The sequence below is a fragment of the Pseudomonas bharatica CSV86 genome, from assembly GCF_000319305.2.
Lineage (GTDB): Bacteria > Pseudomonadota > Gammaproteobacteria > Pseudomonadales > Pseudomonadaceae > Aquipseudomonas > Aquipseudomonas bharatica.
In genome coordinates this window covers 2,419,938-2,439,595 of sequence record NZ_AMWJ02000001.1, presented here as the reverse complement: position 1 = coordinate 2,439,595, position 19,658 = coordinate 2,419,938, and the positions used below count along the sequence as shown (strand labels likewise).

The window sequence follows — 19,658 nt, the reverse complement described above, 5'->3', positions numbered from 1 at the left end:
GCTGACCGGCGATCCCGGGAGGGTCGCCGGCCCCCTTGCGTGCAACAGGAGTAGTCCCATGTTCCGTCTCGACCCCTTGGCCGGCGCCATCGCGCTGGTCATCGGCAGCCTTGCCGTGCCCATCGTCCAGGCCCAGGAGCCCGCCAGTGGCAGCGCCGCCAAAGACGACAAACTCGATACCGTGGTAGTGGTCGGCACCCGCCGCAGCGACGTCACCGCCCTCGAAAGCGCGGCACCGGTCGATGTGCTCAGCGCCGAAAAACTCGAAGAAACCGGGGCCAAGGACCTGTCCGGCGCCCTGACCGCGCTGTCGCCCTCCTTCAGCTTCCCGCAATCGCCACAGGGCGCTTTCGCCGGGTCCATCGCCCAAGGCGCTTCGCTGCGCGGCCTGGCCTCGGACCAGGTGCTGGTACTGGTCAACGGCAAGCGCCGCCACAGCAGCGCCAACGTTACCCGCCAGAGCCTGGCCAACGGCCGTGGCGCCGCGGCGGTGGACCTGAGCCTGATACCGCTGAGCGCGGTGTCGCGGGTCGAGATCCTGCGTGACGGCGCCGCCGCCCAGTACGGCTCCGATGCCATCGCCGGGGTGATCAACATCGTGCTCAAGGAAAACGACGATGGCGGCAACATCGGCTACCGCTTCGGCGGCTACGACAAGGGTGACGGCCTGCAGCGCAAGCTCAGTGGCTGGAAAGGCTTCGCCCTGCCCAACGATGGTTTCCTCACCCTGTCGTTCGATGCCGGCAACCAGGACCCGGCCAGCGATACCCGTCCGGACAACCGCATCTTCTATCCCGGCGACACCAGCGTTAATACGCCCCGCGAGCAGAACAACCGCTACCGCACCTGGAACTGGGGCTCGGGCGGGGTCAGCGACCAGTACAACCTCGTCGCCAACAGCGAGATCGGCGTTGGTGACGGCCTGACCGCCTATGGCTTCGCCACGTACTCGCACAAGAACACCGATGCCGAAGGCTTCTTCGACCCGCCCACCACCCTGCGCAGCAACTACGGCAGTGTCGCGCTGTCGCGCTACCCGGACGGGCGCCTGCCGATCACCCGCTATGCCCTGGAGGACTACGCGGTCACCGGCGGCCTGCGCTACGAGGACGACCTGCTGGGCAAGTTCGACCTGGCGGCCAACTACGGCAACGACACGCTCAAGTCCACCGATCGCGACGCGATCAACCCTAGCTGGGGCGCCAACAGCCCGTACAACATCTACACCGGGGAGCGCGAGAACAAGCAGACCAACCTGACCCTCGACTGGGTCCGCGACTTCCCCACCGATCTGCTGGCCAAGCCGCTGACCGTGTCCGCGGGCCTGGCCTGGCGCAAGGAAAACTACACCCTGAGCGCCGGCGAGGCGGCGGGCTGGCAGAACGGCGCGCTGTTCAACACCCTGGATCCGGTCACCGGGCGGCGGATTCCCGGCTACTACTCGGGGATCACCAACGTCGACGCCGCCTCGCTGGAGCGCAAGGTATTCGGCGCCTACCTCGACCTCGAAGGGCAGATCACCGACAAGTTCCAGGCCGGCCTGGCGGTGCGCTCGGAGCACTATTCGGACTTTGGCGACACCACCAACGGCAAGCTTTCCCTGCGCTACGACTTCACCCCGCAGATCGCCGCACGCGGCAGTATCAGCAGCGGTTATCGCGCACCGTCGCTGGTGCAGAGCGGTTTATCGTCGTTCAGCGTACAGGTGGTGGAGCAGCCGCCGGGCAGCGGCAACTGGGTCGAGGTGCAACAGCGCACCCTGCGCGCCGACAGCCCGGAAGCGGCATTGCTCGGTGGCCGGGCGCTGAAGCCGGAGGAGTCGACCAACTACTCCCTGGGCCTGGTCTGGCGGCCATTGAGCAATGCTTCGCTGAGCATCGACGCCTACCGTATCGATATCGACAACCGCATCACCCTCTCCGACCAGTTGCCGGCCAGCGTGGTCGGGCCGATCTTCGCCGGTACGCCCTACGCCAACATCCAGAGCGCGGCGTTCTACACCAACATCGCCGACACCCGCACCGACGGCGTCGAGCTAAGCGGCCAATACCAACTGGACCTGGCAGCCTATGGCCGGCTCGACCTGAACGCCGGCTTCGCCAAGACCCGCACGCGGATCACCGACCTGCGTGATGTCGGCGGCATCAGCGGTGAGCAGATCGTCGGACGGGCCACCCAAGGGCTGATCGAGCACGGCACGCCGGACAACAAGCTGACCTTCAGCGCCAACTGGCTGTACGAAAACTGGGGCTGACCGTCACCCAGCGGCGTTATGGCGAATGGAAAAGCCTGAACGCCAGCAACCCGGCGCTGGACCAGACCTTCAGCCCGCAATGGGTGACGGATCTGGACCTGAGCTATCGCTTCGACCTGGGCCTGAAAGTCTCGGTAGGTGCGATCAACCTGTTCGACAGCCATCCGGAGAAATTGAAAGGTGCGCAGTTGTACGGGGTGCCGAAGTATTCGATCACCTCGCCTGAGGGAGCGCAGGGGGCGTTCTACTACACCAGTGTGAGTTATGACTTTTAAACGGGCCCAATAGCAAAAACGACGCGGACCCTGTGGGAGCTGGCTTGCCAGCGATGAGGCCAGACCTGACAACATGGTTGTCAATGCCGGCCTCATCGCTGGCAAGCCAGCTCCCACAGAGTCCGCGTCGTTTTCTCGCCTGCCTGCTTAGTAGTAGGCGTTTTCTTTCTGCGAGTGGTCAGTCACGTCGCGTACGCCCTTCAACTCCGGAATGCGTTCGAGCAAGGTGCGCTCGATGCCGTCCTTGAGGGTCACGTCGGCCTGGCCGCAGCCCTGGCAGCCGCCGCCGAACTGCAGCACGGCGATCCCATCCTCGACCACCTCGATCAGGCTGACCTGGCCGCCGTGGCTGGCCAGCCCCGGGTTGATCTCGGTTTGCAGGTAGTAGTTGATGCGCTCGTTGATCGGACTGTCGTCGTTGACCATCGGCACCTTGGCATTCGGGGCCTTGATGGTCAGCTGGCCGCCCATGCGGTCGGTGGCGTAGTCGACGACGGCATCATCGAGAAAAGGCTCGCTGACCGCGTCGATGTAGGCGGTAAAGCTCTTCAGGCCCAGCGCGGTATCTTCCGGCTTTTCTTCGCCTGGCTTGCAATAGGCAATGCAGGTTTCGGCATATTGGGTGCCGGGTTGGGTAATGAAGATGCGGATACCGATCCCGGGGTGTTCTGCTTGGACAGCAGATCGGCCAGGTAATCGTGCGCGGCGTCGGTAATGGTTATGGCGCTCATGGAATTTCCTCACAGACTTGTCGGCAGTTTACGCCATGCGCGGCGACGAACAAAGTCCTAGCAATTAAGTCGGGATAAAAGAAGCCGTTAAGCATCTAGAGGTTCTCGTAGCGGTTCATGTCCAGCACCCCCGCCTCCACCGGCTCGGTTTCCTTGATATAGCTGTTCAGGTCATGGAAGTACTGCCAGAACTGCGGATGGCTGCGGCGCACGCCCCAGCGCATGACGATACGCTCGAAGCGGTCGTGGTCATCGCGTGCAGCCTCCATGTCCTCGACGAACTCGGGCACGTCGCTGGCCGGGATGTTGAACATGAAGTTGGGGTAGCTGCTCATCACTCCCGGGTACAGGGTCAGGGTGTCCAGCCCCGGCTGGTAGCGGTAGGCCTCGCCCAGCATGAAGGCGACGTTACTGTGCGCCCGGTTGCGCAGCATGCTGTAGACCTGGCGATTGCCGCCCTGGCCTTCGATCCTGAGCATGGTCGCCTCGGGCAATTGCTCGATGACCTTGAGTCCGGCCGCAGGCCGTGAAGCCAGGCGGCTCAGCGATTGCTCGACATCACGGAACTCCTCGCTCATCTGCGGACGCGAACAATAAGCGCCAGTGCAGCGGTTGATCGGGTCGGGCGCGGCATTCAGGCTGCCGCTGCGCTCGATCAGCTTGAGGCCGAAATCCCGCACCGGGTGATGCGGATCGAGTTTCAGGGCGCTTGGGGTATCGGTGTCGATGTCCTCGTAGTCCATCCACATCTTCACCTTGCCGCTGTTCTGGTACCAACTGCCGAGGATGTCGCCACGCTTGCCGGCCGGCATCAGGCGCAGGAAGTTGACCTCGGCACCATTGCGGATCAGGTCGAAGTACAGGCGGGTCTGGGCCTGGTGCGAAACGTTGCCATAGACGTCGAAGTTGACCGCCAGCTGGTAATAGGTGCGCTCCAGCAACGGGTAGTCGAACAGCCACATGGTCAGCGGCACGTCGCCGATCAGGCCCTTGGTCACCGAGGCGCTGTCGAAGTGGCGGAAGATGCTCAGCAGCGCGTTGTCGTTGCCGGCCCACAGGGTCGACCAACTCGGCGGCGGCATCTCGGCATAGGTATCCCGGCGCAGGCTTTCGTAGTCGTTGCGCTTGTCGCGATAGGCATGCCACAGGCTCAGGATGCTGCCGACATCGTCGATCTGCCCGGGCATGGCCAGCAGCGGCGTGGCTTCAGCGCGATACTTGGCGTCGGTGATATAGCGGTCGTGGGCCGGTTCCTGGAACAGCGCCCAGAAGTTGTCACGGATCACGTCGGTAGCAATCTGGCCCCGGCACACCGGGCCGCGGATGAAGGTGCGGACGAAATACTCGGCGTTATCCAGCATGAACTGGTAACGCGCCACCGCCGGGATCGCCTCGAAGGTCTCGAACGGGTTGGAACGATGCCGCGGGCCGTAGCCGGGCAGCGAGTCGGTGTGCCAGTTGCCGCTGTAGAACAGCTGCTTGACCCGCTTGAGCTTGTTGGGGCCCATCGGGTACGTGATGTGGGTCTTGTGCACGATCACGCCCTGCACCGGCAGCAGGCGGTAATAGAAGTCGGTGCCCGGCGGGTCGTTGGGGCGCCGGGTGACGATCAAGTCGATGGGCTGCCCGCTCGGCGTGCGCGAACGCACCCATTGGAAGAAGTGCCCCGGCTCGCCGCCGACGAAGTGCACATGAGCGAGGAACAGGTGCTCGTAGAGCCAGCGTCCTACCAGCGCTTCGCTGGCACCAGGGCGGTTCAGCAACTCTTCCCATTCCTGGATCTGCGCCGCTTCGCTTGCGCTGGGGCGGATCGCTGCGCTTTCCACCGGCGCGCCTTGGGCCAGCCAGCGTTGCAGGGTGTTGTACTGGGCATCGCTGAGGCCGGTCACCGCCAGCGGCATGCCTTCCCGGGGATGGGCCTTGGCATAGGCATCGAACTCACCGGGCAGCGGGCACATGTTCTCCCGGTTCAGGCCCAGGACGATGTTGTCGGGGATCTTCTCGTTGGGCACCAGCGGCTTGGCATGCCCCAGCTCCAGCATGCGCGCCATCAGCGCCGCCTGGTCCTGCTGGCGATCGATCACCGAGTTGAAGCCCAGGTGCCGCCAGCCCTGGTCGGTCTGGGCATCGAAGAATAGCCGGGTCGGGGTCACCGCCTGGCTGCGGTCGCCCTGGTAGACGGGGATTTTCGAGGCGCCGCGGCTGGCCCCCTCGGCGCTGCCGAGGTTGAGCTGGCAGGCGGCGTCGTTACAGGCGTGGCAGGCGACGCATTTCTCGGTGAAGATCGGCTGGATATCCCGGGTATAGGAGATCGCTGCAGTGTTCTGGGGTCCCTGCCCCAACGCCGCGCCACTGATGAGCAGTGCGAAGGCGGCGGCAATCAAGCGATGCACCATGTGCGGTATGTCCTGGATTGAAAAGGCTTTTCACGATTCTACCGGTGGGCCGCGGCGCCAACATGAATGAAATTCATGCAAATGTGCCACGCGTCAAAAAAGCGCGCAGCTTTGTTATCATCCCGCAACTTTCGTCCTTGTCCGACCCAGGTAGTTCCAATGTCCGACCGCAGCGCTCGTTTCCAAGCACTTCAGCAAGCACTCAAGGAGCGCATCCTCATTCTAGATGGCGGCATGGGTACTATGATCCAAAGCTACCGTCTTGAGGAAGGCGACTATCGTGGCACGCGCTTCGCCGACTGGCCGAGCGACGTCAAGGGCAACAACGACCTGCTGCTGCTCAGCCGCCCGGACGTGATTGCCGCCATCGAAAAGGCCTACCTGGACGCCGGCGCCGATATCCTCGAAACCAACACCTTCAACGCCACCCGCATCTCCCAGGCCGACTACGACATGCAGGAGCTGGTGTACGAGCTCAACGTCGAAGGCGCACGCATTGCCCGCCAGGTGGCCGATGCCAAGACCCTGGAAACCCCGGACAAGCCGCGCTTCGTGGCCGGCGTGCTGGGCCCGACCAGCCGCACCTGCTCGATCTCCCCGGACGTCAACGACCCGGGCTACCGCAACGTCACCTTCGACGAACTGGTGGAAAACTACATCGAGGCGACCCGCGGCCTGATCGAAGGCGGCGCCGACCTGATCCTGATCGAAACCATCTTCGACACCCTCAACGCCAAGGCGGCGATTTTCGCGGTACAGCAGGTGTTCGAGGACGACGGCGTCGAACTGCCGATCATGATCTCCGGGACCATCACCGACGCCTCCGGCCGCACCCTGTCGGGACAGACCACCGAGGCCTTCTGGAACTCGGTACGGCATGCCAACCCGATCTCCGTCGGCCTGAACTGCGCCCTGGGCGCCAAGGACCTGCGTCCGTACCTGGAAGAACTGTCGAACAAGGCCGGCACCCATGTGTCGGCCCACCCCAACGCCGGCCTGCCCAACGCCTTCGGTGAATACGACGAGACCCCGGCGGAGATGGCCGTGGTGGTCGAGGAATTCGCCGCCAGCGGCTTCCTCAACATCATCGGCGGCTGCTGCGGCACCACCCCGGGGCATATCCAGGCAATCGCCGAGGCAGTGGCCAAGTACAAGCCACGGGCCATTCCGGATATCCCGAAAGCCTGCCGCCTGTCCGGCCTCGAGCCGTTCACCATCGACCGCCAATCGTTGTTCGTCAACGTCGGCGAGCGTACCAACATCACCGGCTCGGCCAGGTTCGCCCGGCTGATCCGCGAGGAAAACTACACCGAGGCCCTGGAAGTCGCCCTGCAGCAGGTCGAGGCCGGTGCCCAGGTGATCGACATCAACATGGACGAAGGGATGCTCGATTCCCAGGCAGCCATGGTCCGTTTCCTCAACCTGATCGCCGGCGAGCCCGACATTTCCCGGGTGCCGATCATGATCGACTCCTCAAAATGGGAAGTGATCGAGGCCGGCCTGAAGTGCATCCAGGGCAAGGGCATCGTCAACTCGATCTCGATGAAGGAAGGCGTCGAAGCCTTCAAGCATCACGCCCGGCTGTGCAAGCGCTACGGCGCCGCCGTGGTGGTGATGGCCTTCGACGAGGTCGGCCAGGCCGACACCGCCGCGCGCAAGAAGGAAATCTGCCAGCGCAGCTACGACATCCTGGTCAATGAAGTGGGCTTCCCGCCGGAAGACATCATTTTCGACCCGAACATCTTCGCCGTCGCCACCGGCATCGAAGAACACAACAACTATGCCGTGGACTTCATCGAAGCCTGCGCTTATATCCGCGACCACCTGCCGTACGCGCTGTCCTCGGGCGGGGTGTCCAACGTGTCGTTCTCGTTCCGCGGCAACAACCCGGTGCGCGAGGCGATCCACTCGGTGTTCCTGTATCACGCCATCCAGAACGGCCTGACCATGGGTATTGTCAACGCCGGCCAGCTGGAGATCTATGACGAGATCCCGGCGGCGCTGCGCGAGAAGGTCGAGGACGTGGTGCTCAACCGCACTCCGGAAGGTACCGACGCCCTCCTCGCCATCGCCGACGACTACAAGGGTGGCGGTGCTGCCAAGGAAGTGGAGAACGAAGAGTGGCGCTCGCTGCCGGTGGAAAAACGCCTGGAGCACGCGCTGGTCAAGGGCATCACCGCCTATATCGTCGAAGACACCGAGCTGTGCCGCCAGCAGTGCGCGCGGCCGATCGAGGTCATCGAAGGCCCGCTGATGAGCGGCATGAACGTGGTCGGCGACCTGTTCGGCGCGGGCAAGATGTTCCTCCCGCAAGTGGTCAAATCGGCTCGAGTGATGAAGCAGGCGGTGGCCCACCTGATTCCTTTCATCGAGGAAGAAAAAGGCGACAAGCCGGAAGCCAAGGGCAAGATCCTCATGGCCACGGTCAAGGGCGACGTGCACGACATCGGCAAGAACATCGTCGGCGTGGTCCTGGGCTGCAACGGCTATGACATCGTCGACCTCGGCGTGATGGTGCCGGCGGAGAAGATCCTCCAGGTCGCGCGCGAAGAAAAATGCGACATCATCGGCCTATCCGGGCTGATCACCCCGTCGCTGGACGAGATGGTCCATGTCGCCCGCGAAATGCAGCGCCAGGACTTCCACCTGCCGCTGATGATCGGTGGCGCCACGACCTCCAAGGCGCACACAGCGGTGAAGATCGAGCCGCGCTACAGCAACGACGCGGTGGTCTACGTGACCGACGCCTCGCGGGCGGTGGGCGTGGCCACGCAGTTGCTGTCCAAGGAGCTGAAACCGGGCTTCGTCGAGAAGACCCGTGCCGACTACGTCGAGGTGCGCGAGCGCACCGCCAACCGCAGCGCCCGCACCGAGCGCCTGAGCTACGCCCAGGCCATCGCCGCCAAGCCGAAATACGACTGGGCCAACTACCAGGCTGCGGTGCCAAGCTTCACCGGCGTCAAGGTGCTGGAAAACATCGACCTGAAGGTGCTGGCCGAGTACATCGACTGGACGCCGTTCTTCATTTCCTGGGACCTGGCCGGCAAGTTCCCGCGCATCCTCACCGACGAAGTCGTGGGTGAAGCGGCGACCGCGCTGTACAAGGACGCCCGGGAAATGCTCGCCAGGCTGATCGACGAGAAGCTGATCAGCGCCCGTGCGGTGTTCGGCTTCTGGCCTGCCAACCAGGTGGACGACGACGATATCGAGGTCTACGGCGAGGACGGCCAGCCCCTGGCGCGCCTGCATCACCTGCGCCAGCAGACCATCAAGCCGGACGACAAGCCGAACCTCTCCCTGGCCGACTTCGTCGCACCGAAGGACAGCGGTGTCACCGACTATGTCGGCGGCTTCATCACCACCGCCGGCATCGGCGCCGAGGAGGTGGCCAAGGCTTACCAGGACAAGGGCGACGACTACAGCTCGATCATGGTCAAGGCGCTCGCCGACCGCCTGGCCGAAGCCTGCGCCGAATGGCTGCACGAGCGGGTGCGCAAGGACTATTGGGGCTACGCCAGGGACGAGCAGCTCGACAACGAGGCGCTGATCAAGGAGCAGTACGCTGGCATCCGCCCTGCCCCGGGTTATCCGGCGTGCCCGGACCACACCGAGAAGGCCACCCTGTTCCGTCTGCTCGATGGCACCGAGATCGGCCAGACCGGCCCGAGCGGCGTGTTCCTGACCGAACACTTCGCCATGTTCCCGGCGGCAGCGGTCAGTGGCTGGTACTTCGCCCATCCGCAGGCGCAGTACTTTGCCGTGGGCAAGGTGGAAAAGGACCAGATCGAGCGCTACAGCGCGCGCAAGCAGCAGGATGTGGCGGTGAGCGAGCGCTGGCTGGCGCCTAACCTCGGGTACGAGAGCTGAGATCTGCCTGGCGGCTGATGGCCTCATCGCTGGCAAGCCAGCTCCCACAGGGTCACTGCATATCTTGAGTCATGTGCAATACCTGTGGGAGCTGGCTTGCCAGCGATGAGGCCAGTGCAGGCAACCTCATATCCACCGGCTAGACTCTGGGACACAACCACACCGGAGAGCCCAGCCCATGGAAGATCCTCAAGGCAAGCCCCCAACCTTCTGGCAGCTCCTGCACAGCGTCCTCGCCGCCGCCTTCGGCGTGCAGTCCGGCAAGAACCGCGCCCGCGACTTCACCCACGGCAAGCCTGTGCATTTCATTGCCATGGGCACCGCGTTCACCCTGGTGTTCATCCTGATCCTCTACGGCCTGGTGCAACTGGCCATGCACCTCACCGCGCGCTGAAAACAAAACCGCCCGCGGGGTCCATGCCGCGGGCGGTTTCGTTGATTGCTGATCACGGTATTTTCAGCCAATGCGCTCCGTCACTGATGGCTGACCCAGTACACGGCTGTCACGACCACGAGCACGATCAGGCACAGGATTGCCCACGCGTCGACACTGCTGTCGGTCTTGCCGGTTTTGGTCGGGTTTCCCATTGCATCGCCTCTTTTTGTAGTGGTTATGGGAATGCACACCCCCAGCAGTTAAGCCCAGCAATCCCCATTGCTCAAGCAGGGACTTTTACCACTCGGCGGAGAGTGGAATGGCGCTACAAACGCTAGCCAGTCTCACTTAGTCCAAATCGTTCTTTTCATATGCAAAAACATCACTTTTTCACATAAATACAACCTGCTATCGTTCCCCGGCTCCGCATCCGGAGTGCGCGGCCGTGCGCGCGATTAGCTGCAAGCAGCTTGAGAACAGGACCCCTATGTACGTATACGACGAGTACGATCAGCGGATCATCGAGGACCGCGTCAAGCAGTTCCGGGATCAGACGCGCCGCTACCTGGCCGGCGAGCTGAGCGAAGAAGAATTCCGCCCTCTGCGCCTGCAGAACGGCCTCTACATCCAACGTTTTGCCCCGATGCTGCGTGTCGCCGTGCCGTATGGCCAGCTGACCTCGCGCCAGACCCGCATGCTGGCGAAGATCGCGCGCGACTACGACAAGGGCTATGCGCACATCAGCACCCGGCAGAACGTGCAATACAACTGGCCAGCCCTGGAAGATGTCCCGGACATCCTCGCCGAGCTGGCCACCGTGCAGATGCACGCGATCCAGACCAGCGGCAACTGCCTGCGCAACGTCACCACCGACCAGTTCGCCGGCGTTGCCGCCGATGAGCTGATCGATCCGCGCCCGTGGTGCGAGATCGTCCGCCAGTGGACCACCTTCCACCCCGAATTCGCCTACCTGCCGCGCAAGTTCAAGATCGCCATCAATGGCTCGAAGAGCGACCGTGCAGCCATTGAAGTGCACGATATCGGCCTGGAGCCGGTGCACAACGCTGCCGGCGAGCTGGGCTTCCGCGTGCTGGTCGGTGGCGGCCTGGGCCGTACCCCGGTGGTCGGTGCCTTCATCAACGAGTTCCTGCCATGGCGGGACCTGCTCAGCTACCTGGACGCCATCCTGCGCGTGTACAACCGTTACGGCCGCCGTGACAACAAGTACAAGGCGCGGATCAAGATCCTGGTCAAGGCCCTGACCCCGGAAGTCTTCGCCGAGAAGGTCGAGGCCGAGATGGTCCACCTGCGCGGCGGCCAGACCACCCTGACCGAGGCCGAAGTGCAGCGCGTCGCCAAGCACTTCGTCGACCCGGACTACAAGGCCCTGGACAACCTCGATGCGCAACTGGCCGAACTCGACCAGCAGCATCCGGGCTTCGCCCGCTGGCGCGCCCGCAACACCCTGGCGCACAAGAAGCCGGGCTACGTTGCCGTGACCCTGTCGCTCAAGCCGACCGGCGTCGCCCCCGGCGACCTGACCGACAAGCAACTGGACAAGGTCGCCGACCTCGCCGAGCGCTACAGCTTCGGCCAGTTGCGCACCTCCCACGAGCAGAACATCATCCTCGCCGACGTCGAGCAGAGCCAGTTGCATGCGCTCTGGCTGGAACTGCGCGAGCATGGCTTCGCCACCCCGAACATCGGCCTGCTGACCGACATCATCTGCTGCCCTGGCGGTGATTTCTGCTCCCTGGCCAACGCCAAGTCGATCCCGATCGCCGAATCCATCCAGCGCCGCTTCGACGACCTGGACTACCTGTTCGACATCGGCGAACTGGACCTGAACATCTCGGGCTGCATGAACGCCTGCGGCCACCACCACGTCGGCCATATCGGCATTCTCGGCGTGGACAAGAAAGGTGAAGAGTTCTACCAGGTGTCCCTGGGTGGCAGCGCCAGCCGCGACGCCAGCCTCGGCAAGATCCTCGGCCCGTCCTTCGCCCAGGACGACATGCCGGACGTGATCGAGAAGCTGATCTCGGTGTACGTGGAAAAACGTACCGAAGACGAGCGTTTCATCGACACCTACCAGCGTATCGGCATCGACCCCTTCAAGGAGCGCGTCTATGCAGCGAATCATTAAGAACAACCAGATCGTCGACGAAACCTGGCACCTGCTGCCCAAGGACGTCACCCTGGACGAACTGACCAACTGCGACGACTACATCGTGCCACTGCAACTCTGGCGCGAACACGCCCATGCCCTGAAAGCCCGTGACGGCGGCCTGGGCGTGTGGCTGGACAGCGACGAAGAAGCCGAGGAAATCGGCGAAGACGTCGGTCACTTCCAGGTCATCGCCCTGAACTTCCCGGCCTTCACCGACGGGCGCAGCTACTCCAACGCGCGCCTGCTGCGTGATCGCTACAAGTTCACCGGTGAGCTGCGCGCCATTGGCGACGTCCTGCGTGACCAGCTGTTCTACATGGCCCGTTGCGGTTTCGATGCCTTCGCCATCCGCCCCGACAAGAACCCGGAAGACGCGCTGCAAAGCCTGAAGGACTTCTCGGTGACCTACCAGGCGGCTACCGATGAGCCGCTGCCGTTGTTCCGTCGGCGTTGATCGATCGACCGCTGAAATGAAAAAGCCCCGTCAGTCTGACGGGGCTTTTTCGTTCTTGAGGGCCCTATCGCTGGCAAGCCAGCTCCCACAGGGACCGCGTGCACCGCCGGACCTGTGGGAGCTCGCTTGTCGGACCGCCGCACCGCAGCGATGAAGCCCGAAAGGTCACCGCCAGCGACTGATCCGGCTCCAGATCCCCAGCACGGTACTCTCCACCGCCCCGCTGGCCGCCAGCCCCACCCGCTCCTGCAGGCTCTTGCGCTCGGCGAAATGCAGGTGGTACAGGTTCGACTCCCGGGCCCGTTCGCTCAGGTATTCATCGCTGGTCTTCAGTTCATCCACCAGCTGCTTGTTCAGCGCCGCCACACCCAGCCAGACCTCACCCGTGGCCACTTCATCGATATGCAACTGCGGCCGGTAGCGCGAAACGAAGTCCTTGAACAGTTGGTGAGTGACGTCCAGGTCTTCCTGGAATTTCTCCCGGCCCTTCTCGGTGTTTTCGCCAAACACGGTCAGGGTGCGCTTGTACTCGCCTGCGGTCAGCACCTCGAAGTCGATATCGTGCTTTTTCAGCAGTCGGTTGACGTTGGGCAACTGCGCCACCACGCCGATCGAACCAAGAATGGCAAAGGGCGCGCTGACGATGCGCTCGCCAATGCAGGCCATCATGTAACCACCGCTGGCCGCGACCTTGTCGATGCACACGGTCAGCGGTATGCCGGCCTGGCGGATACGCGCCAGTTGCGAAGCGGCCAGGCCATAGCTGTGGACCATGCCGCCGCCGCTTTCCAGACGCAGGACCACCTCGTCCCGCGACGTGGCCAGGCTCAGCAAGGCGGTGATTTCATTCCGCAGGCTCTCGGTGGCCGATGCCTTGATATCGCCGTCGAAGTCCAGCACGAAGACCCGGGTTTTTTCCTCCGCCGGCGCCTTCTTCAGTTTTTTCTGCTCCTTGGCCTGCTGCTTGCGCAAGGCCTTGAGCTGGTGCTTTTCCAGCAGCCCGGACTCCAGGCGCTCGCGCAGGTCCTTGTAGAACTCATTGAGCCGGGTGACCTGCAATTGCCCGCCGGCCTTGCGTCGGCCCTTGCCGCGCATGCCGGCGATAGCCGACAGCACGACCAGCAGGGCGATGACCAGGGTTGCGGTCTTGGCGAGAAAGCTTGCGTACTCTGCAAGAAACTCCACGATTTCTCCTTGTTGAACTGCGCACCGGGGCGCGAAAAACGATAGTGAAGCATACCGGCGTCAATCTGCCGTCGCTAGCGTAGGAAATGTCTGGCACCACAGTTCAAACGCCCTTTTCAAACGCTTGTATGTTTTTTCGTTGACACCGCAGGAATGGCAACCTAACCTCGCCAGATCCAACTTCCCGGGCAGACGACGTGGGCAGCATCTACCTGATACGACATGGCCAGGCCTCCTTCGGTTGCGACGACTACGACGTTCTTTCGTCGGTCGGCATGCGCCAGAGCGAAGCCCTCGGCGCCCACCTGGTCCAGCTCGGGCTCAAGCTCGACCGCTGCATCGCCGGCGACCTGCGCCGCCAGCAGGACACTGCGCTGCTTGCGCTCGGTGCCATGCAGGCGAGCGGTGTGAAGGTTCCCGACGTGGAAACCGACGCCGCCTTCAACGAATTCGATGCCGACGCGGTTATCCGCGCCCTGCTTCCCGCGCTGCTTCCCGAAGAACCCGAAGCCCTGAACGTGTTGCGCAATGCCCGCGAGCATCGTGCCGAATTCCAGCGCCTGTTCGCCCTGATCGTGCAGCGCTGGCATGGCGGCCAGCACGACCGCGACGGGATCGAGAGCTGGGCGGCCTTCGTGCAACGCACGGGCGAAGGCCTGCAGCGCGTCCTGGAACAGGCCGCCGGCGGCGACAACATCGCCATCTTCACCTCGGGCGGAACCATCGCCGCCCTGCTCCACCGCATCACCGGCATCAGTGCCAGCCAGGCCTTCGAGCTGAACTGGCAGATCATCAACACTTCGCTCAGCCAGCTGAAATTCCGCGGCAGCGAGGTGACCCTGGCCTCCTTCAACAGCCAAGCCCATGTACGGCTGCTGAGGGTGCCGGAACTCGTCACCTGGCGATGAATCCGGCGCATAACGACCCTGCGTAACCGAAACCACTCAATAAGGAAAACACCATGAGCGAAGTCGCCAAAGCCGTTGAAGCCATGAAAGCCAAGTTCAACCCAAGCGCCGCCGCCGGCCTGGACCTGATCTTCGGTTTCAACATCACCGACGAAAACAAGCACTACGCGCTGATCGTCAAGGACGGCACCTGCGACCTGCAGGAAGGTGAAAACGCCGACGCCAACTGCACCCTGGTCATGGACAGCGAAACCCTGAAGGGCATCGTCAGCGGCGAGACCGACGGCATGCAGGCCTTCATGGGCGGCAAGCTGCGCGTCGAAGGCGACATGATGCTGTCGATGAAGCTCAGCGAGCTTTTCCCGGCGTAACGACCACGCCCGTGACGAAGAAACCGAAGCCCTCCAGCGCTTCGGTTTTTTTTCGCCCGCAGCAGGCATCAGGAGCGTTGATCGACCGGCAACACCCGCGCCAATAAGGCATGGCAGCGCTTGGCAGGTCCGCACGCGATCATTAGATTAGCCAATGTTCCATGGCTACCAAAATAAGGAAAAGGCATGTCGCTCACCGATCAGTCCACCCAGGTCCGCCCCGGCGAGGAACTCGATTCCGCCCTGATCGACCCGTACCTCAAGGCGCATATCGCCGGCCTCGAAGGCACGCCGCTGATCAGCCAGTTCCCTGGCGGCGCCTCGAACCTGACCTACCTGGTCAGCTACCCGCAGCGCGAGTTCGTCCTGCGCCGCCCACCTTTCGGCAGCAAGGCCAAGTCCGCCCATGACATGGGCCGCGAGTTCCGTATCCTCAACCAGCTCAACGCCGGCTTTCCCTACTGCCCCAAGGCCTACGTGCACTGCACCGACGAGTCGCTGATCGGTGGCGAGTTCTACGTGATGGAGCGGGTCAAGGGCATCATCCTGCGCTCCGACCTGCCGCCGGAACTAGGCTTCGACGCCGCCCGCACCGAAGCGCTGTGCAAGAGTTTCATCGACCGCCTGGTGGAACTGCACCAGGTCGATTACCACGCCGTGGGCCTGGCCGACCTGGGCAAGCCGGATGGCTACGTACAACGGCAGATCGAAGGCTGGGCCGGGCGCTACGAGAAAGCCCTGACCCCGGACGCCCCGCGCTGGGAAGCGGTGATCGCCTGGCTGCGCGAGAAAATGCCGGCGGACCACCCGCGCCCGGGCATCATCCATAACGACTACCGCTTCGACAATGTGATCCTCGACGCCGACAACCCGATGCGCATCATCGGCGTGCTGGACTGGGAAATGACCACCCTCGGCGACCCGCTGATGGACCTGGGCAACACCCTGGCCTACTGGATCGAAGCCGCCGACCCGGCGCCGGTGCAACTGATGCGCCGCCAGCCTTCCAATGCCCCGGGCATGCTGACCCGTCGCCAGTTCGTCGATTACTACGCCGAGCGTGCCGGAATCGAAATCGCCAACTTCGACTTCTACTACACCTACGGCCTGTTCCGCCTGGCGGGGATCGTCCAGCAGATCTACTACCGTTTCTTCCACGGCCAGACCCAGGACAAGCGTTTCGCCCAGTTCATCCATATGAACAAGCTGCTGGAGCAGATGAGCCTCAAGGTCATCGACGCCTCCAGTCTCTGAACGACTACAACAAGGAACCTGCCATGTCCAAGACCCACCTGTTCGACCTCGACGGCAAGATCGCCTTCGTTTCCGGGGCCAGCCGCGGTATCGGCGAAGCCATCGCCCACCTGCTGGCCCAGCAGGGTGCCCATGTGATCGTCTCCAGTCGCAAGCTCGATGGCTGCCAGCAAGTGGCCGACAGCATCGTCGCGGCCGGCGGCAAGGCCACTGCGATTGCCTGCCACATTGGTGAAATGGAGCAGATCAGCGCAGTGTTCGCGCAAATCCGCGAAACGTTCGGGCGCCTGGACATCCTGGTCAACAACGCCGCGACCAACCCGCAATTCTGCAATGTGCTGGACACCGACCTGGGCGCCTTCCAGAAGACCGTGGACGTGAATATCCGCGGCTATTTCTTCATGTCGGTGGAAGCCGGCAAGCTGATGCGCGAACACGGTGGCGGCAGCATCATCAACGTCGCTTCGATCAACGGCGTATCGCCGGGCGTGTTCCAGGGCATCTACTCGGTAACCAAGGCGGCGGTGATCAACATGACCAAGGTCTTCGCCAAGGAGTGCGCGGCGTTCGGGATTCGCTGCAACGCGTTGCTGCCCGGCCTGACCGATACCAAGTTCGCCTCGGCGCTGGTGAAGAACGATGCGATCCTCAATACCGCGCTGCAGCAGATTCCGCTCAAGCGAGTGGCGGATCCGAAGGAAATGGCCGGCGCCGTGCTGTACCTGGCCAGTGATGCGTCCAGCTATACCACCGGGGTGGCGCTGAATGTGGACGGGGGGTTCCTGTCCTGATTCTCTGGTGAACTCGAGGGCCTCTTCGCTGGCAAGCCAGCTCCCACAGGTCCGGCGGTGCACGCGCCCCCTGTGGGAGCTGGCTTGCCAGCGATAGGGCCCTCAAGAGCCACACAAAAGCCGACGACAGGCGTACCATACCCGCTTCCGGCGAGCCCTTCTCGCCAGCCCCTGTCGCACAAGAAATCCCCCATGCCCTTCGAACTCAGCGTTGATCTCACCACCCTCGCCATCCTCGCCGCAGTCGCCTTCGTTGCCGGTTTCATCGATGCCATCGCCGGCGGTGGCGGCCTGCTCACCACGCCCGCCCTGTTGACCGCCGGGATGCCACCGCACCTGGTACTGGGCACCAACAAGCTCAGCTCCACCTTCGGCTCGGCCACCGCCGGCTTCACCTACTACCGACGCAAGCTGTTCCACCCGGCACAGTGGAAACATGCGCTGCTGGGCACCCTGGTCGGCGCCCTGATCGGTGCGGTGGTCGCCCATTACCTGCCGGCAGAATGGCTGAACAAGATGCTCCCGGTGATCGTCTTCGCCTGTGGCGTGTACCTGCTGTTCGGCGGCACGCCCAAGGCGCCGCTGGATGCCGACGTGCCGATCAAGAAGAAATGGCAGTTCCCCCAAGGCTTCACCCTGGGCTTCTATGATGGCGTGGCCGGCCCTGGTACCGGCGCTTTCTGGACCGTCAGCACGCTGCTGATCTACCCCATCGACCTGGTCAAGGCCAGCGGTGTGGCGCGCAGCATGAACTTTGTCAGCAACGCGGCGGCGCTGTCGGTGTTCATCTTCTCGGGCCAGGTGGATTGGCTGGTAGGGCTGTCGATGGGCTCGGCGCTGATGGTCGGCGCCTTCTTCGGCGCCCGAACCGCCATCAGCGGCGGTTCGAAGTTCATTCGCCCGGTGTTCATCACCGTGGTCCTGGCGCTGACCGTGCGCCTAGCGTGGCAGCACTGGTTCGGGCAGGCCTAGGCGACGCGCCACGTAGAGGTCGATCAGGTAGCGGGCAATGGAGCGCCCGGCGGGCAGCGGCGGCAAGGCGTCGACACGGAACCACCGGGCATCCTCGATCTCGTCCGGCTGCATGACGATCTCTCCGCCCGCGTACTCGGCATGGAAGCCGAGCATCATCGAATGCGGGAATGGCCAGCACTGGCTGCCGACGTACTGGATGTTCTGCACTTCCAGCGCCACTTCCTCGCGCACTTCCCGCACCAGGCAATCCTCCGCCGACTCCCCCGGCTCGGCAAAGCCCGCCAGGGTGCTGTAGACGCCGGTGACGAAGCGTGGTGAGCGGGCAAGGAGGATTTCGTCGCCACGGGTCACCAGCACGATCATGCTCGGCGAGATGCGCGGGTAGCTGCGCAGGTCGCAAGGCTCGCAGTACATGGCGCGCTCCCGCGGGACCTGGGTCATCGCCTGGCCGCAACTGCCGCAGAAACGGTGCTCGCGGGCCCAGGTGGCGATCTGCGCGGCATAGCCGAGGATCTTGTAGGTGTCGAAATCCCCTTCCAGCATGAACTGGCGCAGCCCGCGCCAACTGCAGCCGGGCAGCGCCTGGGCGCCGTGCAGCTCGGCCAGGTACACCGGCTGCCCGTCGTAGTGGCCGATGCCGTGCTCGAAGCGGATGTCCGGCTCCTGGCGCTTGAACCAGTCGCGCGGGAACAGCGCGCCATTGGCGTCCACCATGAATCCTTCGGCGCTGCGCACGACCACCAGGCCGCCGCTGACATTCGTATCCAGTACCGCAGTGGTCCAACGCGCTGACATCATCGATTCCTTAGCGAAGCCCGCCGGTCAATCGGCGAACTCCGGCTTCTGTTTGCTCATATGGGCGGCCACGGCCACCCGCAGATCGGTGGATTGCAGCATGGCGGCGTTCCAGGTGGCGATGTACTCGAGCCCGTCGTCGATCCGGTGATCGCGCATATAGCTGAGCATCTCCTTGGTGCCGGCCACGGCGATCGGGGATTTTCCCGCAATTTCGGCTGCGATGGCAAAGACTCCGTCAAGCAGCGCACCATGATCATCATAGGTACGGTTGACCAGGCCGATGCGCTGCGCCTCTTCGGCGCCGATGGTGCGTCCGGTGTAGGCCAGCTCGCGCAGCACGCCGTCGCCGATGATACGCGGCAGACGTTGCAGTGTGCCGACATCGGCGGCCATGCCCATGTCGATTTCCTTGATGGAGAACTGCGCATCACTGGCCGCATAGCGCATGTCGCAGGCGGAGACCAGGTCGATGGCGCCACCGATGCAGTAGCCCTGGATCGCCGCCAGCACCGGCTTGCGGCAGTTGTCCACGGCGTTGAACGAGGCCTGCATCTCGAGGATCTTGCGCCGCAGCAGGCGCGCGTTGCGACCAACATCCTTGCCCAGCTCGTTGGCCAGCGAGGCCAGCATCATCAGGTCGATTCCCGAGGAGAAATGCTTGCCGGCACCACTGATTACCACCACCCGCGCCTCGTCGGTCTCGTCGATCCACTGGAAGATCTCGACGATCTCGCGCCAGAAGGCGGCGTTCATGGCGTTGATCTTTTCCGGACGGTTGATCTGGACGTGGACGATATGGTTCGACAGCTCGACCTTGAACGCGGTGTAGTCGGTCATGGCGGCACTCCTTGAG

Annotated in this window: 13 protein-coding genes and 2 pseudogenes; 10 read left to right on the top strand and 5 right to left on the bottom strand. The window is 63.5% G+C overall.

Going from position 1 to position 19,658, the window contains the following annotated elements; all coding sequences use genetic code 11:
* The first annotated feature begins 58 nt into the window (after window positions 1–58).
* Window positions 59–2,529 (top strand): annotated as a pseudogene (locus CSV86_RS10925) (TonB-dependent receptor plug domain-containing protein).
* Window positions 2,530–2,676: 147 nt separating this feature from the next.
* Here the strand turns inward: CSV86_RS10925 and nfuA are convergent.
* Window positions 2,677–3,260, bottom strand: a pseudogene (gene nfuA / locus CSV86_RS10920) (Fe-S biogenesis protein NfuA).
* A 95-nt stretch (window positions 3,261–3,355) separates the two neighbouring features.
* Complete coding sequence (locus tag CSV86_RS10915; protein ID WP_009407014.1) at window positions 3,356–5,656, bottom strand: fatty acid cis/trans isomerase; 2,301 nt, start codon at window positions 5,654–5,656, stop codon at window positions 3,356–3,358.
* A gap of 159 nt (window positions 5,657–5,815) precedes the next feature.
* Here CSV86_RS10915 and metH point away from each other — a divergent pair, with 159 nt between their 5' ends.
* The 4 genes from metH (at window position 5,816) to CSV86_RS10895 (ending at window position 12,523) form a co-directional block, all read left to right on the top strand.
* Window positions 5,816–9,523 (top strand): methionine synthase, encoded by a 3,708-nt coding sequence (gene metH / locus CSV86_RS10910; protein WP_009407012.1) that lies wholly within the window; start codon window positions 5,816–5,818, stop codon window positions 9,521–9,523.
* A 178-nt stretch (window positions 9,524–9,701) separates the two neighbouring features.
* On the top strand, window positions 9,702–9,917 hold the full coding sequence (locus CSV86_RS10905; RefSeq protein ID WP_009407010.1) for a DUF2970 domain-containing protein: 216 nt from the start codon (window positions 9,702–9,704) through the stop codon (window positions 9,915–9,917).
* Between the two features lie 469 nt (window positions 9,918–10,386).
* Window positions 10,387–12,045 carry a nitrite/sulfite reductase gene (locus tag CSV86_RS10900; protein WP_009407006.1) on the top strand — a complete coding sequence of 553 codons (1,659 nt, stop codon included), beginning with the start codon at window positions 10,387–10,389 and terminating at the stop codon, window positions 12,043–12,045.
* Window positions 12,029–12,523, top strand: coding sequence for a DUF934 domain-containing protein (locus tag CSV86_RS10895; RefSeq protein ID WP_009407004.1), 495 nt, complete (start codon window positions 12,029–12,031; stop codon window positions 12,521–12,523). Before CSV86_RS10900 ends, CSV86_RS10895 begins: the two co-directional genes overlap by 17 nt.
* A 165-nt stretch (window positions 12,524–12,688) precedes the next feature.
* Here the strand turns inward: CSV86_RS10895 and sohB are convergent, their stop codons facing one another.
* Window positions 12,689–13,708 (bottom strand): protease SohB, encoded by a 1,020-nt coding sequence (gene sohB, locus CSV86_RS10890; RefSeq protein ID WP_009407003.1) that lies wholly within the window; start codon window positions 13,706–13,708, stop codon window positions 12,689–12,691.
* Between the two features lie 197 nt (window positions 13,709–13,905).
* On the opposite strand from sohB, the gene CSV86_RS10885 reads away from it, so the two are divergent.
* The 5 genes from CSV86_RS10885 (at window position 13,906) to CSV86_RS10865 (ending at window position 18,004) form a co-directional block, all read left to right on the top strand.
* A complete protein-coding gene (locus CSV86_RS10885; protein WP_009407001.1) occupies window positions 13,906–14,616 on the top strand; it encodes a histidine phosphatase family protein in 711 nt (236 codons plus the stop codon).
* A gap of 53 nt (window positions 14,617–14,669) precedes the next feature.
* Window positions 14,670–14,987: an SCP2 sterol-binding domain-containing protein gene (locus tag CSV86_RS10880; protein ID WP_009406999.1), complete on the top strand. Its 318-nt coding sequence runs from the start codon at window positions 14,670–14,672 to the stop codon at window positions 14,985–14,987.
* A 186-nt stretch (window positions 14,988–15,173) separates the two neighbouring features.
* Window positions 15,174–16,241 (top strand): phosphotransferase family protein, encoded by a 1,068-nt coding sequence (locus CSV86_RS10875; protein ID WP_009406997.1) that lies wholly within the window; start codon window positions 15,174–15,176, stop codon window positions 16,239–16,241.
* Between the two features lie 23 nt (window positions 16,242–16,264).
* Window positions 16,265–17,032: an SDR family oxidoreductase gene (locus tag CSV86_RS10870; RefSeq protein WP_009406994.1), complete on the top strand. Its 768-nt coding sequence runs from the start codon at window positions 16,265–16,267 to the stop codon at window positions 17,030–17,032.
* 192 nt (window positions 17,033–17,224) lie between these two features.
* On the top strand, window positions 17,225–18,004 hold the full coding sequence (locus CSV86_RS10865) for a TSUP family transporter (RefSeq protein ID WP_009406992.1): 780 nt from the start codon (window positions 17,225–17,227) through the stop codon (window positions 18,002–18,004).
* On the opposite strand, the gene nudC is transcribed toward CSV86_RS10865, so the two are convergent.
* Both nudC and CSV86_RS10855 read right to left on the bottom strand, forming a co-directional pair.
* Window positions 17,972–18,802, bottom strand: a complete 831-nt coding sequence (gene nudC / locus CSV86_RS10860; protein WP_009406990.1) for an NAD(+) diphosphatase — start codon at window positions 18,800–18,802, stop codon at window positions 17,972–17,974. The genes CSV86_RS10865 and nudC overlap by 33 nt on opposite strands.
* Before the next feature lie 27 nt (window positions 18,803–18,829).
* Window positions 18,830–19,642, bottom strand: coding sequence for a crotonase/enoyl-CoA hydratase family protein (locus CSV86_RS10855; protein WP_009406988.1), 813 nt, complete (start codon window positions 19,640–19,642; stop codon window positions 18,830–18,832).
* Window positions 19,643–19,658 lie beyond the last annotated feature (16 nt).

Excerpts from the sequence above, each read along its gene's own strand:
- CSV86_RS10895 (WP_009407004.1), top strand. The coding sequence starts at position 12,029 with ATGCAGCGAATCATTAAGAACAACCAGATCGTCGACGAAACCTGGCAC.
- CSV86_RS10915 (WP_009407014.1), bottom strand. The coding sequence starts at position 5,656 with ATGGTGCATCGCTTGATTGCCGCCGCCTTCGCACTGCTCATCAGTGGC.
- CSV86_RS10865 (WP_009406992.1), top strand. The coding sequence starts at position 17,225 with ATGCCCTTCGAACTCAGCGTTGATCTCACCACCCTCGCCATCCTCGCC.
- CSV86_RS10855 (WP_009406988.1), bottom strand. The coding sequence starts at position 19,642 with ATGACCGACTACACCGCGTTCAAGGTCGAGCTGTCGAACCATATCGTC.
- nudC (WP_009406990.1), bottom strand. The coding sequence starts at position 18,802 with ATGTCAGCGCGTTGGACCACTGCGGTACTGGATACGAATGTCAGCGGC.
- CSV86_RS10905 (WP_009407010.1), top strand. The coding sequence starts at position 9,702 with ATGGAAGATCCTCAAGGCAAGCCCCCAACCTTCTGGCAGCTCCTGCAC.
- CSV86_RS10875 (WP_009406997.1), top strand. The coding sequence starts at position 15,174 with ATGTCGCTCACCGATCAGTCCACCCAGGTCCGCCCCGGCGAGGAACTC.
- CSV86_RS10880 (WP_009406999.1), top strand. The coding sequence starts at position 14,670 with ATGAGCGAAGTCGCCAAAGCCGTTGAAGCCATGAAAGCCAAGTTCAAC.
- CSV86_RS10870 (WP_009406994.1), top strand. The coding sequence starts at position 16,265 with ATGTCCAAGACCCACCTGTTCGACCTCGACGGCAAGATCGCCTTCGTT.
- CSV86_RS10900 (WP_009407006.1), top strand. The coding sequence starts at position 10,387 with ATGTACGTATACGACGAGTACGATCAGCGGATCATCGAGGACCGCGTC.
- metH (WP_009407012.1), top strand. The coding sequence starts at position 5,816 with ATGTCCGACCGCAGCGCTCGTTTCCAAGCACTTCAGCAAGCACTCAAG.